General features: G+C 67.5%; 15 protein-coding genes. 11 read left to right on the top strand and 4 right to left on the bottom strand.

Going from position 1 to position 14,473, the window contains the following annotated elements; translation table 11 throughout:
- Positions 1 to 18: 18 nt before the first annotated feature.
- The 4 genes from ykgO to VGU03_RS11795 form a co-directional block, all read right to left on the bottom strand.
- On the bottom strand, positions 19 to 144 hold the full coding sequence (ykgO, locus tag VGU03_RS11810; protein ID WP_008215056.1) for a type B 50S ribosomal protein L36: 126 nt from the start codon (positions 142 to 144) through the stop codon (positions 19 to 21).
- 64 nt (positions 145 to 208) lie between these two features.
- On the bottom strand, positions 209 to 1,117 hold the full coding sequence (locus VGU03_RS11805; protein ID WP_327480725.1) for a LysR substrate-binding domain-containing protein: 909 nt from the start codon (positions 1,115 to 1,117) through the stop codon (positions 209 to 211).
- 211 nt (positions 1,118 to 1,328) lie between these two features.
- On the bottom strand, positions 1,329 to 3,341 hold the full coding sequence (locus tag VGU03_RS11800) for an NADPH-dependent 2,4-dienoyl-CoA reductase (RefSeq protein WP_327480724.1): 2,013 nt from the start codon (positions 3,339 to 3,341) through the stop codon (positions 1,329 to 1,331).
- Between the two features lie 125 nt (positions 3,342 to 3,466).
- Positions 3,467 to 3,724, bottom strand: a complete 258-nt coding sequence (locus VGU03_RS11795) for an acyl-CoA-binding protein (RefSeq protein WP_327480722.1) — start codon at positions 3,722 to 3,724, stop codon at positions 3,467 to 3,469.
- Positions 3,725 to 3,835: 111 nt separating this feature from the next.
- Between VGU03_RS11795 and cmk the strand changes: the two genes are divergently transcribed.
- From cmk to VGU03_RS11740, 11 genes are all read left to right on the top strand, one after another.
- Positions 3,836 to 4,519 (top strand): (d)CMP kinase, encoded by a 684-nt coding sequence (cmk, locus tag VGU03_RS11790; protein ID WP_327480720.1) that lies wholly within the window; start codon positions 3,836 to 3,838, stop codon positions 4,517 to 4,519.
- Positions 4,520 to 4,702: 183 nt separating this feature from the next.
- The gene (gene rpsA / locus VGU03_RS11785; protein WP_327480718.1) at positions 4,703 to 6,376 is read left to right on the top strand and encodes a 30S ribosomal protein S1; all 1,674 of its coding nucleotides are present in this window, start codon (positions 4,703 to 4,705) and stop codon (positions 6,374 to 6,376) included.
- Between the two features lie 85 nt (positions 6,377 to 6,461).
- Positions 6,462 to 6,761, top strand: coding sequence for an integration host factor subunit beta (locus tag VGU03_RS11780; protein WP_327474847.1), 300 nt, complete (start codon positions 6,462 to 6,464; stop codon positions 6,759 to 6,761).
- A gap of 124 nt (positions 6,762 to 6,885) precedes the next feature.
- Positions 6,886 to 7,140 (top strand): lipopolysaccharide assembly protein LapA domain-containing protein, encoded by a 255-nt coding sequence (locus VGU03_RS11775; protein WP_327480716.1) that lies wholly within the window; start codon positions 6,886 to 6,888, stop codon positions 7,138 to 7,140.
- Positions 7,137 to 8,309, top strand: a complete 1,173-nt coding sequence (gene lapB, locus VGU03_RS11770; protein ID WP_327480714.1) for a lipopolysaccharide assembly protein LapB — start codon at positions 7,137 to 7,139, stop codon at positions 8,307 to 8,309. The genes VGU03_RS11775 and lapB overlap by 4 nt, the downstream gene beginning before the upstream one ends.
- A complete protein-coding gene (locus VGU03_RS11765) occupies positions 8,306 to 9,346 on the top strand; it encodes a glycosyltransferase family 4 protein (protein ID WP_327480712.1) in 1,041 nt (346 codons plus the stop codon). Before lapB ends, VGU03_RS11765 begins: the two co-directional genes overlap by 4 nt.
- A complete protein-coding gene (locus VGU03_RS11760) occupies positions 9,333 to 11,243 on the top strand; it encodes a nucleoside-diphosphate sugar epimerase/dehydratase (RefSeq protein ID WP_327480710.1) in 1,911 nt (636 codons plus the stop codon). The genes VGU03_RS11765 and VGU03_RS11760 overlap by 14 nt, the downstream gene beginning before the upstream one ends.
- Positions 11,244 to 12,116, top strand: a complete 873-nt coding sequence (galU, locus tag VGU03_RS11755; RefSeq protein ID WP_327480708.1) for a UTP--glucose-1-phosphate uridylyltransferase GalU — start codon at positions 11,244 to 11,246, stop codon at positions 12,114 to 12,116.
- Between the two features lie 238 nt (positions 12,117 to 12,354).
- Positions 12,355 to 13,644 (top strand): FAD-binding oxidoreductase, encoded by a 1,290-nt coding sequence (locus VGU03_RS11750; protein WP_327480706.1) that lies wholly within the window; start codon positions 12,355 to 12,357, stop codon positions 13,642 to 13,644.
- Positions 13,641 to 13,982 (top strand): tRNA-binding protein, encoded by a 342-nt coding sequence (locus VGU03_RS11745; protein WP_327480704.1) that lies wholly within the window; start codon positions 13,641 to 13,643, stop codon positions 13,980 to 13,982. The genes VGU03_RS11750 and VGU03_RS11745 overlap by 4 nt, the downstream gene beginning before the upstream one ends.
- Complete coding sequence (locus VGU03_RS11740) at positions 13,979 to 14,425, top strand: GNAT family N-acetyltransferase (protein WP_327480702.1); 447 nt, start codon at positions 13,979 to 13,981, stop codon at positions 14,423 to 14,425. Before VGU03_RS11745 ends, VGU03_RS11740 begins: the two co-directional genes overlap by 4 nt.
- Positions 14,426 to 14,473: the final 48 nt, after the last annotated feature.

The raw sequence follows: 14,473 nt of genomic DNA, 5'->3' as shown, positions 1-14,473 counted from the left end.
TTCGTCGAACCCGACGGCTCAGCGCTGGCGCGCCTTGAAACGCGGGTTGCTCTTGCAGATCACGAAGACCTTGCCGCGGCGGCGCACGACCTTGCAGTCACGGTGCCGCTGCTTGGCGGACTTCAGAGAGGAAAGCACCTTCACGGCAGGCTCCTGGAAACAATTCGGGGAAATTCAAGCCGCTAAGTGTAGCTGCGGTTTGGCCTCTTCACAAGTCCGCATCTTCCACGCCCTTGACGATCTGCAGGAACTTGGCCAGCACCGGGGATGGATTGTCCCGGCGGCTGGCGACCGCCAGCAGCAGGTAGGCGTCCGGGTCTTCCAGCGAAACGTAGCTGACGCCGCCCAGCTGCACCACGCGCATGCTGGCCGGCACCAGCGCGAGCCCGATGCCGGCGGCGACCAGCGCCAGCAGGCCGTTGATCTGCTGGGCCTGCTGGCGGATCAGCGGATGGAACCCCGCCTTGCCAGCCAGTTGCACCAGCCGGTCATACAGGGTCGCGGCCAGTTCGCGGGGCTGGCTTACGAAGGCCTCGTTGGCCAGTTCGCCGAACTGCACGCTGTCCAGCCGGGCCAGCGGGTGGCCGCTGGGCACGGCCAGCAGCAGCGGCTCGTAATCGATCACGTCGATGCGCAGCGCGCGGGCGTCCGATTCGTGGCGCGGCTCGTCGCGCACGAAGCCGACATCGATATGGTCCGCACGCAGCGCCGTGAACTGCGGCTCGCTGTACATCTCGTGCAGCTGCATCCGCACCTTCGGCGCGTACTGGCCGAAGCGAAGCAGCGTTTGCGGCAGCGCGCGATGGAAGGTCACCGAGATGGTGTAGGCGAGTCGAAGGACGCCGCTGAAGCCGGCCGCCGCGTCGCTGACGTGGCTGCGTGCCTCCTCGGCCTTGGCCAGGATCTGCCGCGCCTGCTCCAGCAGGATCCGCCCCGGTTCGGTCAGCGCCACGTTGCGCTTGTCGCGATCGAACAGGCGCGTGCCCAGGTCCTGCTCCAGCGCCTGGATCTGTTGCGAGAGCGGGGGCTGGGAGATGTGCAGGCGCTGGGCTGCGCGGGTGAAGCTCAGCTCCTCCGCGACCGCGACGAAGTAGCGGAGCTGGCGCAAGTCAAACATAGTCGAAAGACAAATAAGTCGGTCCGCAAATATATATTGGATGTCAGTCTGTGACGAGCGTATCGTTTGCCTTGTCCAGCCACCATCCCCTCCCCCCGGGTGGCTGTGGCCCTCGCCCCGCAGCGACGCTATCCCCGCGGTATCCGGTCCTCCTCCCCCAGAGCCGATACCGACGCGTCGTTCGCGGGGCGCTTTCTTTTCCGGCCAGGGCCTACAGGGACATGGCCAGCTGCGTGCCCTGGGCGATCGCGCGCTTGGCGTCGAGTTCGGCAGCGACATCGGCTCCGCCGATCACGTGCGGGTTCCTTCCCGATCGCCGTAGGGCCTGCGCCAGCTCGCCATGGGGTTCCTGGCCAGCGCAGAGCACCACGTTGTCGACCGGCAATACCTGCGCCTGGCCTTCCAGCAGGATGTGCAGGCCCTCGCCGTCGAACCGCACGTACTGCACGCCGCCGAGCATCTGCACCTGCTTTGCCTTCAGCGTGGCACGGTGCACCCAGCCGGTGGTCTTGTTGAGGCGTGCGCCGGGGCGGCCTTCGCTTCGTTGCAACAGCCAGATCTGCCGTGCCGGCGCCTCGGGTGCGGGCCGCAGCAAGCCGCCGCGGGCACTGAAGGATCGGTCCACGCCCCATTCGTGCGCCCAGCGGACCGGGTCCAGAGTAGGCGAGGGCGCTCGTTGGGCCAGAAACTCGGCTACGTCGAAACCGATGCCGCCGGCGCCGATGATCGCCACCCGCGCGCCGACCGGCCGGTCATGCGCGAGCACGTCGAGGTAGCCGAGCACGCGCGGGTCCTCGCTGCCGGGAAATCGCACCGCCCGGGGCACCACGCCACAGGCCACGACCACTTCGTCGAAGTCCAGCAGCGAGGCCGGATCTGCCCGCGTGGCCAGCCGCACGTCAACCTGCACCTCGGCGAGGCGATTCCGGTAGTAGCGCAGGGTCTCGTGGAACTCCTCCTTGCCGGGGATGCGCTTGGCGTAGTTGAACTGGCCGCCGATGTCGCCGGACTGTTCGAACAGCGTCACCGCATGCCCGCGTTCGGCCGCCGTCGTCGCGCAGGCCAGGCCGGCCGGACCTGCGCCGACCACCGCGATGCGCCTGGGTCGCGCCGCGGGGGCGATGACCCATTCGGTTTCATGGCAGGCACGCGGATTGACCAGGCAACTGGCGCGCCTGTTCTGGAATACATGGTCCAGGCAGGCCTGGTTGCAGGCGATGCAGGTGTTGATCGATGCGCTGCGGCCGGCGCGCGCCTTGGCTGCCCATGCCGGGTCGGCCAGCAGCGGCCGCGCCATCGAAACCATGTCGGCCTCGCCATCGGCGAGCACGCGCTCGGCGGCCTCGGGCATGTTGATGCGGTTGGTGGCCACCAGTGGCAGGCTCACTTCGTCCTTCAGCCGGCGGGTGACCCAGGCAAAGCCCGCGCGCGGGACCGAGGTGACGATGGTCGGCACGCGCGCCTCGTGCCAGCCGATGCCGGTGTTGATGATGCTGGCGCCGGCCGCCTCGATGGCCTTGGCCAGCGCGACGATCTCGTCCCAGGACTGGCCGCCTTCGACCAGTTCCAGCATGGACAGCCGGTAGATGATGATGAAATCGCGCCCCACCGCCTCGCGGGTGCGCTGCACGATCTCGATCGCCAGGCGCATGCGGCGTGCGGCGTCGCCGCCCCAGGCATCCTGGCGCCGGTTGGTGCGCGCGGCGAGGAACTGGTTGATCAGGTAGCCCTCCGAGCCCATCACTTCCACGCCGTCGTAGCCCGCCTCGCGGGCGAGTTTCGCGCAACGCACGAAATCGCCGATGGTCCGTTCCACGCCGCGGCCGGAAAGGGCTCGCGGCGTGAACGGCGTGATCGGCGATTTCAGTTTCGAGGGCGCCACCGACAAGGGGTGGTAGCCGTAGCGGCCCGCATGCAGGATCTGCAGGCAGATGCGGCCGCCCTCGGCATGCACGGCGCCGGTCACCTTGCGGTGCCGGCCGACGTGCCAGGGCATCGACAGGCGGCCGCCGAACGGCTTGAGCCAGCCTTCGATACTCGGGGCGATGCCGCCGGTGACCATCAGCGCGACGCCGCCGCGGGCGCGTTCGGCGAAATAGGCTGCGAGCTTGTCGTAGTCGGCCGCGCGATCTTCCAGCCCGGTATGCATCGAGCCCATCAGAATGCGGTTGGACAGCGTGAGGTGGCCCAGGTCCAGCGGAGCAAACAGGTGCGGGTAGGGCATGCCGGCGTCCGTTCAAACGATCGTACGAATGTGCCGGGCGGGGTGAAGGAAAGCAAGCGGCGATCTCGCCCAGCCGCACCCGATCGCCCTCGGCTGGCTCGGCAAGCAGGGGCGGTATGGGCGCGTCAGGCCAGGAGCTGCCGCACAAGCGCTATGTAGCGGTGCATGGCTTCTTCCTGCGGTGTCCCGGACAGTTGCGCCCAGGCTTCGTGTTTGGCGGTGCCGACGAAGTCGAAGAAGCCAGGCAGGCCGCCCTTCACGTCGCCCTGCGAGCCCTGCTTGTACAGCGCGTAGAGCTTGAGCAGCGTGTCGTTGTCGGGCCGGGTGCCAAGTCGCTTGACATCCTCGGCGGCCTGTTCGAACTCGCGGCGAAGATCGGTCATGGCGGGGCACTGCAAGGCGGAGGCGCGGCTAGATAGCACGTGCCCTGGGGGTGGTCAACGTGGGGTGTCCTACGCGTTACCATGCGTCTTTTGCAGATGCCCGGGAGCCCCATGAGCCGCACGCAGCCGGTGCCAGTCCTGACCATCGACGGGCCGTCCGGCTCGGGCAAGGGCACCATCAGCCGCCTGGTCGCCGAGCATCTGGGCTGGCGATTGCTCGATTCGGGAGCCCTGTACCGGGCGGTCGGCTACGCGGCGGGGGCCGAAGGACTGGATCTCTCCGATGCCGGGGCGGTGACCCGTTGCGCCCAGTCCACGAAGATCCGCTTCCAGGCGGCCGCCGGCGGCGGCGACACGCGGGTGATCGTCAACGGCCATGACGCCACCGACGAACTGCGCACCGAGACGGCCGGCGCCGCCGCTTCGGCGATCGCCTCCATCCCTTCCGTGAGGCAGGCCTTGGTCGACCTGCAACTGGGTTTCCGCAAAGCTCCGGGCCTGGTCGCCGATGGGCGCGACATGGGCACGGTGATCTTCCCGGACGCCCCGTTCAAGGTGTTCCTCACGGCGAGCGCCGCCGAACGGGCGAAAAGACGCTATAAGCAGTTGAAGGAAAAGGGGCTGAACGTTACACTTGGCGTCCTTCAGCGCGAGATCGAGGCGCGCGACGAGCGGGATGCGTCGCGTGCGGTCGCTCCGCTTCGCCCGGCCGAGGATGCGGTTCTGGTGGATACCACCGGCATGCCCATCGAGGACGTCGTCGCGAAAGTACTTGCCGTCGTGCAGCCCCGATAAGGCTGCTCGCGGCTTTAGGCGCCTCCGCCGCGGCGGGGGTTTTGGTAACGGTGCCGACAGGGCGGTCCGTCATAGGGCGCGTTTTCTGCGACACCCACAACCGGTGGGCCGGTCAGCCCGTGCGCATTTCATCCGACGGCGCGCACAAGGGGCTTTCGGCCTTTTCTCATTTCTGGAATCAACATGACTGAAAGTTTTGCCGAGCTGTTTGAACAGAGCCAGCAGGCCATCGCCAAGCTGAAGCCGGGTGCCATCGTCACCGGCATCGTTGTGGAAATCCGCAACGACGTCGTCGTGATCAACGCCGGCCTCAAGAGCGAGGGCATCGTCCCGATCGAGCAGTTCAAGGACGAAGAGGGCACGCTGGAAGTGCAGGTGGGCGACGAGGTGAAGGTTGCCCTCGATGCCCTGGAAGACGGCTTCGGCGAGACCAAGCTCTCCCGCGAGAAGGCCAAGCGTTCGATGGTGTGGGACGACCTCGAGCAGGCTTTCGACAAGGAAGAGACCATCACCGGCAAGATCTCCGGCAAGGTCAAGGGCGGCTTCACCGTCGACATCAAGGACGTCCGCGCGTTCCTGCCGGGCTCGCTGGTCGACGTGCGCCCGGTGCGTGACCCGGTGTACCTCGAGGGCAAGGACCTCGAGTTCAAGATCATCAAGCTGGACCGCAAGCGCAACAACGTGGTGGTCAGCCGCCGCGCCGTCGTCGAGACCGAGTTCTCCGAGGAGCGCGAGAAGCTGCTGGAGCGCCTGACCGAAGGCGCGGTGGTCAAGGGCACGGTCAAGAACCTCACCGACTACGGCGCGTTCGTGGACCTGGGCGGCATCGACGGCCTGCTGCACATCACCGATATGGCGTGGAAGCGCGTGCGCCATCCGTCCGAAGTGGTCAACGTCGGCGACGAGCTGGACGTGCGCGTACTCAAGTACGACCGCGAGCGCAACCGCGTCTCGCTGGGCCTCAAGCAGCTGGGCGACGATCCGTGGGTCAACATCTCGCGTCGCTACCCGGTCGGCAGCCGCCTGTTCGGCAAGGTTTCGAACGTGACCGACTACGGCTGCTTCGTCGAGATCGAGCCGGGCGTCGAAGGCCTGGTGCACGTGTCCGAGATGGACTGGACCAACAAGAACGTCAATCCGGCCAAGGTGGTGCAGGTCGGCGACGAGACCGAAGTGATGGTGCTGGACGTGGACGAAGAGCGTCGCCGCATCTCGCTGGGCATCAAGCAGACGCGTTCCAATCCGTGGGAAGCGTTCGCCGCCATGCACAAGAAGAACGACAAGGTGTCCGGCCAGATCAAGTCGATCACCGACTTCGGCATCTTCATCGGCCTGGAAGGCGGCATCGACGGCCTGGTCCACCTGTCCGACATCTCCTGGCAGGCGTCCGGCGAAGACCTCGTGCGCAACTTCAAGAAGGGCGACGAGATCGAGGCGGTGGTGCTGGCGGTCGATCCGGAGCGCGAGCGCATCTCGCTGGGCATCAAGCAGATGGAGCAGGATCCGTTCGGCCAGTTCATGGCCAACAACCCGCGCGGCACGATCGTCACCGGCACGGTGAAGGAAGTGGACGCCAAGGGTGCGGTGATCGACCTGGGCGAGGGCGTGGAGGGTTACCTGCGCGCCAACGACATCGCCAAGGAGCGCATCGACGATGCCACCCAGCACCTGAAGGTCGGCGACAAGGTGGAAGCCAAGTTCACCGGCATGGACCGCAAGGGTCGCCAGCTGGCGCTCTCGATCCGCGCCAAGGACGAGGAAGAGCTGCATGACGCGATGGCCGAGTACGGCTCCGCTTCCGGCGGCACCACCAAGCTGGGCGCGCTGCTCAAGGAGCAGCTCAACAAGTCCGAGTAATCCTTTAGGATTACAATGACTTGAGGTACGAAGCGGGGCGGCGCCGAGCCGCCCCGCCGTTTAACGTCACGGACATTGGGGACCCATGACCAAATCCGAACTGATCGAGGCGCTGGCCAGGCGCCAGACGCACCTTGCGTTTGGCGACGTCGAACTCGCAGTCAAGAGCGTGATCGAGCAGATGAGCCATGCATTGGCCGAGGGCGAGCGTATCGAGGTCCGCGGTTTCGGCAGCTTCGCGCTGCACTACCGGCCGCCGCGCATGGGGCGCAATCCCAAGACCGGCGAAGCGGTGGCCCTGCCGGGCAAGCACGTGCCGCATTTCAAGCCGGGCAAGGAGTTGCGCGAGCGCGTCAACCTGGCGCTGATGGCCGAACTGGCCTGATTGCACCGCGACCGGGGGTTACGGTTCCTGGCGTGTTTTTCGAGGCAGGCGGCGCGAGCCGTTCTGCCTCTTTTATTGCCCGTGTGCGGTCGCCGGTTCAAGCCGATTCGGGTAAAGTCGTGCGATGCGATTGATTGCCTTGCTCATCCTCGCGCTCTTCGTGGTCGCCGGCGTGATCGTCGGCGCGCTCAACGCCGATCCGGTGAGCTACGACCTGGCCTTCGCCAGGGTGGCGCTGCCCAAGGGCGCCGGCCTGCTGGTCGCGCTGGTGATCGGCTGGCTGCTGGGCGGGCTTACGGCCTGGCTGGGCATGAGCCTGCGTCATCGCCGTGCGCTGCGGCGGCACCGGTCCAGCGGGAAGTCGCCGGCCAGCGCATGAACATTCTCTACGTGCTGGTTCTGCTGGTGCCGGCCGCCTTCGCCAGCGGATGGTTCGCGGCCCGCCGGGCGGCGGTGCATCGCTCCGGGATGCGGGTCAGCGAGCTCTCATCCGATTACTTCCGCGGCCTCAACTACCTGCTCAACGAAGAGCAGGACAAGGCGATCGAGGTCTTCCTCAAGCTTGCCGAATACAACCGGGACACGGTGGAAACCCACCTGGCGCTGGGCAACCTGTTCCGCCGCCGCGGTGAGGTGGACCGCGCGATCCGCCTGCACCAGCACCTGGTTTCCCGCCCGGGCCTGACCGAGGCGATGAAGACGGTCGCCCTGCTCGAGCTGGGCGAGGACTACATGCGCGCGGGCCTGCTCGATCGCGCCGAGGCGCTGTTCTCCGACCTCGTGGCGATGAATGCGCACGCCCCTTCGGCGTTGCGCCACCTGGTGGCGATCTACCAGCACGAGCGCGACTGGCACAAGGCGATCGACCATGCGCGCCGCCTGGAAGTCATGACCGGCGACGACGAGTCGCCCATGATCGCCCAGTTCTACTGCGAGCTGGCCGAACAGGCCCGCCAGCATGGCGCGCTGGCCGAGGCGCGCGACTATCTGCGGCAAGCCTTCGAGTGCCAGGACGACTGCGTGCGCGCCTTCATGCTCACTGGCCGCCTGCATGCCGAGGCCGGCGAGCATGCCGAGGCGGTCGCGGCGTACGAGGCGGCGGTGGGCGCGGACATCGCCTTCGTGCCGGAGATCCTGCCGCCGCTGCTCAACAGCTACGCGCGCACCGGCCAGATGGAGCGCGCCGAGCATTTCCTGCGCGACATCCTCGCCCGCTACCACGGCATTTCGCCGGTGCTCGCATTGACCAAGCTCTACAACCAGCGCGATGGCGAGCGTGCAGGCATCGAGTTCCTGACCTCGCAGTTGCGCCAGCGGCCTTCGGTGCGCGGCCTGATGGCCCTGATCGATGCGACCATGGACAAGATCGAGGGCGAAGCGCGGGAGAACTTCCTGATCCTGCGCGACCTCACCCGCAAGCTGCTCGAAGGCCAGGCGATGTATCGCTGCAGCCGTTGCGGCTTCGGCGCCAAGGCCCATCATTGGCAGTGTCCCAGCTGCAAGGGCTGGAGCACGATCCGTCCCATCCACGGCGTCGCCAACGAGTGAGCTCCGCCGAATACGCCACGTCGCTGGGATGGAGCCTGGTCGCGCTGGTGCTCGCGGTGGTAGTGGTGCGGATCGCGATTTCCTATGCGCGGCGGCGCGGCATGCTGGACCAGCCGGGCCAGCGCCGCTCGCACACGCTGCCCACGCCGCGCGGAGGCGGCATTGGCATCGTGGCGGCTTGTGTGGTCGTACTGCCGGGCGTGCTCCGCAGCCTGCCTGGGGCGTGGCCCGTGCAGGTGGTGGCGGCGCTGGCAATTGCCCTGCTGCTGGTGGCCGCGATCGGCTGGTGGGACGATCACCGGCCCTTGCGGCAATGGCCGCGGCTCGGCGTGCAGCTGCTGGCGACTGGGCTGTTCGGCGCGGCCCTGCTGGCCAGTGCGGACCTTTCCTGGTGGTGGTGGCCGTTGCTGGTGCTGGCGGGCGGCTGGAGCATCAACCTGCACAACTTCATGGACGGCATCGACGCCCTGCTGGCGCAGCAGGGCATCGTGGTGGCCGCCGGAATCGGCTGCCTGGCGGCGAGCGTGGCGCAGCCCGCACTGGCGGGCGCCGGCTTTGCCGTCGCGGCGGCCTGCCTGGGCTTCTGGTTCTACAACCGTCCTCCCGCGCGCATCTTCATGGGCGACGTGGGGAGCGGCAGCGTGGGCCTGCTCCTGTTCGCGCTGGCGGCCATGTTGTGGCGCATCCAGCCGGCGCTGCTCTGGCCGGCCCTCATCCTGGGTTCGAGCTTCATCGCCGATGCCAGTTTGACTTTGCTGAACCGCTTCCTACACGGGAGGCGCTGGTACGCTCCGCATCGCGAGCATCTCTACCAGTGGCTGGTACGATCCGGCCGCACGCACAGGCGCGCGGCTGGGTGGTACCTGTGTTGGAACCTGCTTTTCGCCGCCCCCGTGGCGTTCGCCGCCAGGCTCCATCCCGCCATGGCATTGCCGGCCTGTCTCGCCGTCTATACGGCAGCGGGCGCAACATGGATCGTCATCAAGCGCCGGTGCGTGCGGCGTGCATCGCAGAAGGACCGTCATGTCACCCCGTAAATGGATCGGACTCATCCACCCGCGTTTCGCCGTGGTCGCACACGACCTGGCGATGGCCGGCTTCGCCTGGTGGATCGCCAAGGCACTGCGCTATGCCACCGCGCCGGGCCAGGGGAGCAGCTTCGATGCGCTCGAGTTTCCCATCGTGCTGGCGATCCAGGGGCTCATCTTCACCTGGACCGGCTTGTACAAGGGCGTATGGCGCTTCGCCAGCCTGCCGGACCTGTGGAACATCCTCAAGGCTGCGGTAGGTGGCGCGCTCGGCATCGCTCTGGCGCTGTTCGTCTACGAACGCCTGGAAGGCGTGCCGCGATCGGTGCTGCTGCTTTATCCGGTGGCGTTGACCCTCCTGCTGGGCGTGCCGCGCCTTGCCTACCGGTTCTGGAAGGACAGCCGATTGGATCTGTTCAATGCGCGCTCCTCCAGGCGCGTGCTGATCGTCGGCGCCGACCGCGCGGGCGAGGCGCTTTCACGCGACCTGCGCCGGGACGGCACCTACAGCGTCATCGGTTTCGTCGACGACAAGACCAGTCTGCGAGGCGCCTCGATCAACGGCCATCCGGTGCTGGGCAGCATCGACCAACTGCCTGAGCTGGCGCGCGAGGCGGCGGTCGAAATGCTGCTGATCGCCTTGCCTGCCGCCACCACGGGCGAAATGCGCCGCGTGGTGGAGCTGTGCGACCAGACCGGCCTGCCATACCGCACGGTACCGAGGCTGGAAGACGTCGTCGCCGGCCGCGCCCAGTTCAATGAAATAAAGGAAGTCGCAATCGAAGACCTGCTCGGCCGCGACGCCGTCGAGCTGGACTGGACCGCGATCCGCGAAACCCTGACCGGCCGGCGCGTGCTGGTCACCGGCGGCGGCGGCTCGATCGGTTCGGAGCTCTGTCGCCAGGTCGCCCGACTGGGTGCGCACGCGCTGACCATCGTGGAGCAGAGCGAGTACAACCTTTACCGAATCGGCAAGGAGCTGCGCAGCGATTATCCCGAGTTGCTGCTGGAGTGCGTGCTGTGTGACTGCGGCGACCGCATGGCGATGCAGAAGGCCTTCGCCGAGAGCAGGCCGCAGGTGGTCTTCCACGCGGCCGCGTACAAGCACGTGCCGATGCTGCAGAAGCAACTGCGCGCCGCGTTCCGCAACAACGTGCTGGGTACCCGCACCGTGGCGGATCTGGCCAACGAGTTCCAGGTCGAATGCTTCGTGCTGATCTCCACCGACAAGGCGGTCAATCCCACCAGCGTGATGGGCGCCTGCAAGCGCGTGGCGGAAATCTACTGCCAGAACCTCAGCGCCCAGTCGAAGACCCACTTCATCACAGTGCGGTTCGGCAACGTGCTCGACTCGGCCGGGTCGGTCGTGCCGCTGTTCCGCCAGCAGATTCGCGACGGCGGTCCCGTCACCATCACGCACCCGGAAATCACTCGCTACTTCATGACGATTCCGGAGGCTTGCCAGCTGATCCTGCAGGCCTCCTGCCTGGGCCAAGGCGGCGAGATTTTCGCGCTGGACATGGGCGAGCCGGTGAAGATCCGCGATCTTGCCGAACAGATGATCCGCCTGGCGGGAAAGAAGCCGGGTACCGAAGTGCCGATCATCTACACCGGCCTGCGCGCCGGCGAAAAGTTGTTCGAGGAACTGTTCCACCAGTTGGAAAACTACAGCGCCACCGCGCACGCGAAGATCTTTCTCGCGCAACACCGCGAAGTGTCCTGGGAGCTGCTGCAGGCCCTGATCAACAAGGCCGCCGAAGCCACTGCGGCCTACGACGAGGATGAGCTGCGCCGGTGCGTGTCCAGCCTGTTGCCGTCGTTTCGCTGGAGCGATACGGCGCAACCGGACAACGTGGTGTCGCTCCGGCGTACCGAACCCGCCCGTATCGAGACAGGAGAGAAGTGAGTGACCAAGCCGTTGCGCAAAGTGGTGTTTCCCGTGGCCGGGTTGGGCACGCGTTTCCTGCCGGCCACCAAGGTGGTCGCCAAGGAGATGCTGCCGGTGCTGGACAAGCCGCTGATCCAGTACGCGGTCGATGAAGCGGTTGACGCCGGTGCCGACACGCTGGTGTTCGTCACCAACCGCTACAAGCACGCCATTGCCGACTATTTCGACAAAGCGTACGAACTGGAAGCCAAGCTGGAGGAAAAGGGCAAGGACGAACTGCTTGCCCTGGTGCAGGGCACCCTGCCGTCCAACGTGCGCGCGGTCTTCGTCACCCAGCCGGAGGCCCATGGCCTGGGCCATGCGGTGCTCTGCGCCAAGCCGGTGGTCGGCAACGAACCGTTCGGCATCATCCTTCCCGACGACCTGATCTGGAACCGCGGCAAGGGTGCGCTGGGGCAGATGGCCGCGCTGGCCGAGGCGGAACATGCCGGCGTCATCGCGGTCGAGGAAGTGCCGCATGACCAGACCGACAAGTACGGCATCGTCGACGCCGAGCCGGTGGACGAACGCAGCGCGCGCATCCGCTACATGGTGGAGAAGCCCAAGCCCGCCGATGCGCCGTCCAACCTCGCGGTGGTCGGACGCTACGTGCTGCCCGGGCGCATCTTCGAGCTGCTGGAGCAGACCGAACCGGGCGCCGGCGGCGAGATCCAGCTCACCGACGCCATCGAGGCCTTGCTGAAGGAGCAGGGCAAGGTGCTTGCGTATCGTTTCCAAGGCACCCGCTTCGATTGCGGCAACAAGGCCGGCCTGGTGCGCGCCACCATGCACATGGCCATGCAGGATCCCAAGCTGGCGCCGGTCGTGCGCGAGTTTGCCGCGCAGCTGTAACGCTCGACTTGCGCTCTTCCCCTTTCGGGAAGAGCGCTGCGGCGGCCAAGGACCCGTTCCACTCCAGGCGTCGCAGGGCTGGCGCAGGCCTCCCGGGAAGCCGGCGTTTCGGGCGGACACACACGGCCGGCCCTGCAAGTGGCACGCGACGACGGCCGGTCGCACGCCGACGCCCTTCTGCTCGAACGGCGCCGCACGCCCTGCGATATGCTCGGCCGTCGCCCGACGTGCCCTTGCCATGACGCATTCGCCCGCCATCTCCTACTACCGCGCCACGGCCATGCCGTACGCACCGTATGCCCCGCTCGAGGGCACCACGGAGGCGCGCGTGGTGGTGGTCGGCGGCGGCTTCGCCGGACTCAATACGACATTGGGCCTGGCCGAGCGCGGCGTGCGCGACGTGCTGCTGCTGGAGCGCGAGCAGATCGGCCATGGCGCTTCGGGGCGCAATGGCGGCTTCGTGTTCGCCGGCTTTTCGCTGGGTGAGCAGGCCCTGCTCGGGCAACTCGGCGAGGCGCGCGCGCGTGCCCTGTTCCAGCGCACGATCGAGGGCGTGCATCGCATCCGTCGACGGATCGCCGACTACGCGATTCCCTGCGATGCGGTGGACGCAGGCGTGATCTGGGCCAACTGGTTCCGCGACCCCGGCGTGCTGCGCGCACGCCAGCAGTTGCTGGCCGAGCACTACGGCGCGGACTGGGAGTGGCTGCCGGAGGCCGAGCTTCGCGAGCGCATCCACAGCACGCGCTACCACGATGGCCTGTTCGAGCGCGACGCGCTGCACCTGCACCCGCTCAACTATGCCATCGGCCTGGCTGCCGCCGCGGCGGGGCAGGGCGTGCGCATCCATGAGCACAGCGGCGTACGCCAACTGCAGCGGGTAGGCGATCGATGGCGTGTACGGACCGCTTCGGGCGAAGTGCTTGCCGAGCAGGTGGTGCTGGCGTGCGGAGGCTACCTGGCGGGCCTGGAGCGCAGCATCGACCGCGCGGTCCTGCCGATCGCCACCTACGTGATGGTGACCGAGCCGCTGGGCGATCGCCTGGCCGATTGCCTGGCCACGCGCGCGGCCATCTACGACACGCGTTTCGCTTTCGACTACTACCGGCCGTTGCCGGATACGCGGCTGCTGTGGGGAGGCCGGATCTCGGTGCTCGACCGTTCCCCGCACGCCGTGCAGCGGTTGCTGCAGCGCGACCTGCTGCGCGTGTTCCCGCAGCTTGAGCAGGCGCGCATCGACTACGCCTGGTCCGGCCTGATGAGCTACGCCCGCCACCAGATGCCGCAGATCGGCGGACGCGGGGACGGCCTGTGGTGGGCGCAGGCCTTCGGCGGCCATGGCCTCAGTTCGACCTGCGCGGCGGGCGAGCTGCTGGCGGCGGCGATCGCCGAGGGCGATCCGGCCTGGCGCGAGTTCGCCGACTATGGCCTGGCGTCGACCCACCGGCCGCTGGGCTTCCTGGCCGCGCAGGCGAGCTACTGGCGGGCCGAATTGCAGGACTGGTTCAAGACAAGGCTGGAAGGATGACGGACGTGCAAGAGATCAGTTGGGCGGACTTCGAGAAGGTGCTGATCGTCGCCGGCACCATCGTGCGCGTGGAGCCCTTTCCCGAGGCGCGCAAGCCGGCATGGAAGGTGTGGGCCGACTTCGGTCCCTATGGCGAGCGCAAGACCAGCGCGCAGATCGCCGCGCTGTACTCGCCCGAGCAACTGGTCGGCAGGCAGATCGTAGGCGTGCTCAACTTTCCCGAGAAGCAGATCGGCCCGTTCCGCTCGCAGTTCCTGCTGACCGGGTTCCATACCGACGCTGGCGTGGTCGTCACCACGGTGGAGCGGCCGGTGCCCAACGGCGCGCGGCTGGCGTGAACGCGCCGCGCGCGGCGCGCGCCGCCGATGCGCAGCAGATCGCGCGGCTGGCGGGCGAGCTGGGGTATCCGGTGGACGCGACCGCCATGGCCGCTCGGCTGCACGGCCTGATCGGCGACCCGCGCCAATGCGTGCGCGTGATCGACGGAGCGGAACGCATGGCCGGCTGGATCGCTGCCGAGCGGCGCCTGAGCCTGGAAGCGGGCGAGCGCGTGGAGATCACGGGTCTGGTGGTCGATGGCGCGAGCCGCCGGGCTGGCGTGGGACGGACCTTGGTGGCCGCCGCGGAGGCCTGGGCCAGGGAGCAGGGCCTCGAGGTCGTGGTGGTGCGTTCGAACGTGCAGCGCCAGGCCTCGCACCCGTTCTACGAGGGATTGGTTACGTGCGGCAGAAGAGCCAGCATGTCTACGCCAGGCATCTGGGCTGAACGGCCACACGGGTGATGCCGCCGCGCTGGCGTCACTCGCCGCAGGAGTGCTTTCGTGGTGGGC

Origin of the sequence: Frateuria sp. (assembly GCF_035944355.1) — a bacterium.
In the GTDB taxonomy this organism is placed as follows: domain Bacteria; phylum Pseudomonadota; class Gammaproteobacteria; order Xanthomonadales; family Rhodanobacteraceae; genus Frateuria_A.
Note: the sequence above shows the minus strand (reverse complement) of the source record. Positions and strands in the feature narration are given on the sequence as shown.

Bases quoted from the DNA above. Each gene is read 5' to 3' on its own strand.
- VGU03_RS11780 (WP_327474847.1), top strand. From the start codon at position 6,462: ATGACCAAATCCGAACTGATCGAGGCGCTGGCCAGGCGCCAGACGCAC.
- VGU03_RS11795 (WP_327480722.1), bottom strand. From the start codon at position 3,724: ATGACCGATCTTCGCCGCGAGTTCGAACAGGCCGCCGAGGATGTCAAG.
- VGU03_RS11775 (WP_327480716.1), top strand. From the start codon at position 6,886: ATGCGATTGATTGCCTTGCTCATCCTCGCGCTCTTCGTGGTCGCCGGC.
- VGU03_RS11760 (WP_327480710.1), top strand. From the start codon at position 9,333: ATGTCACCCCGTAAATGGATCGGACTCATCCACCCGCGTTTCGCCGTG.
- lapB (WP_327480714.1), top strand. From the start codon at position 7,137: ATGAACATTCTCTACGTGCTGGTTCTGCTGGTGCCGGCCGCCTTCGCC.
- VGU03_RS11745 (WP_327480704.1), top strand. From the start codon at position 13,641: ATGACGGACGTGCAAGAGATCAGTTGGGCGGACTTCGAGAAGGTGCTG.
- VGU03_RS11800 (WP_327480724.1), bottom strand. From the start codon at position 3,341: ATGCCCTACCCGCACCTGTTTGCTCCGCTGGACCTGGGCCACCTCACG.
- VGU03_RS11805 (WP_327480725.1), bottom strand. From the start codon at position 1,117: ATGTTTGACTTGCGCCAGCTCCGCTACTTCGTCGCGGTCGCGGAGGAG.
- rpsA (WP_327480718.1), top strand. From the start codon at position 4,703: ATGACTGAAAGTTTTGCCGAGCTGTTTGAACAGAGCCAGCAGGCCATC.
- cmk (WP_327480720.1), top strand. From the start codon at position 3,836: ATGAGCCGCACGCAGCCGGTGCCAGTCCTGACCATCGACGGGCCGTCC.
- VGU03_RS11750 (WP_327480706.1), top strand. From the start codon at position 12,355: ATGACGCATTCGCCCGCCATCTCCTACTACCGCGCCACGGCCATGCCG.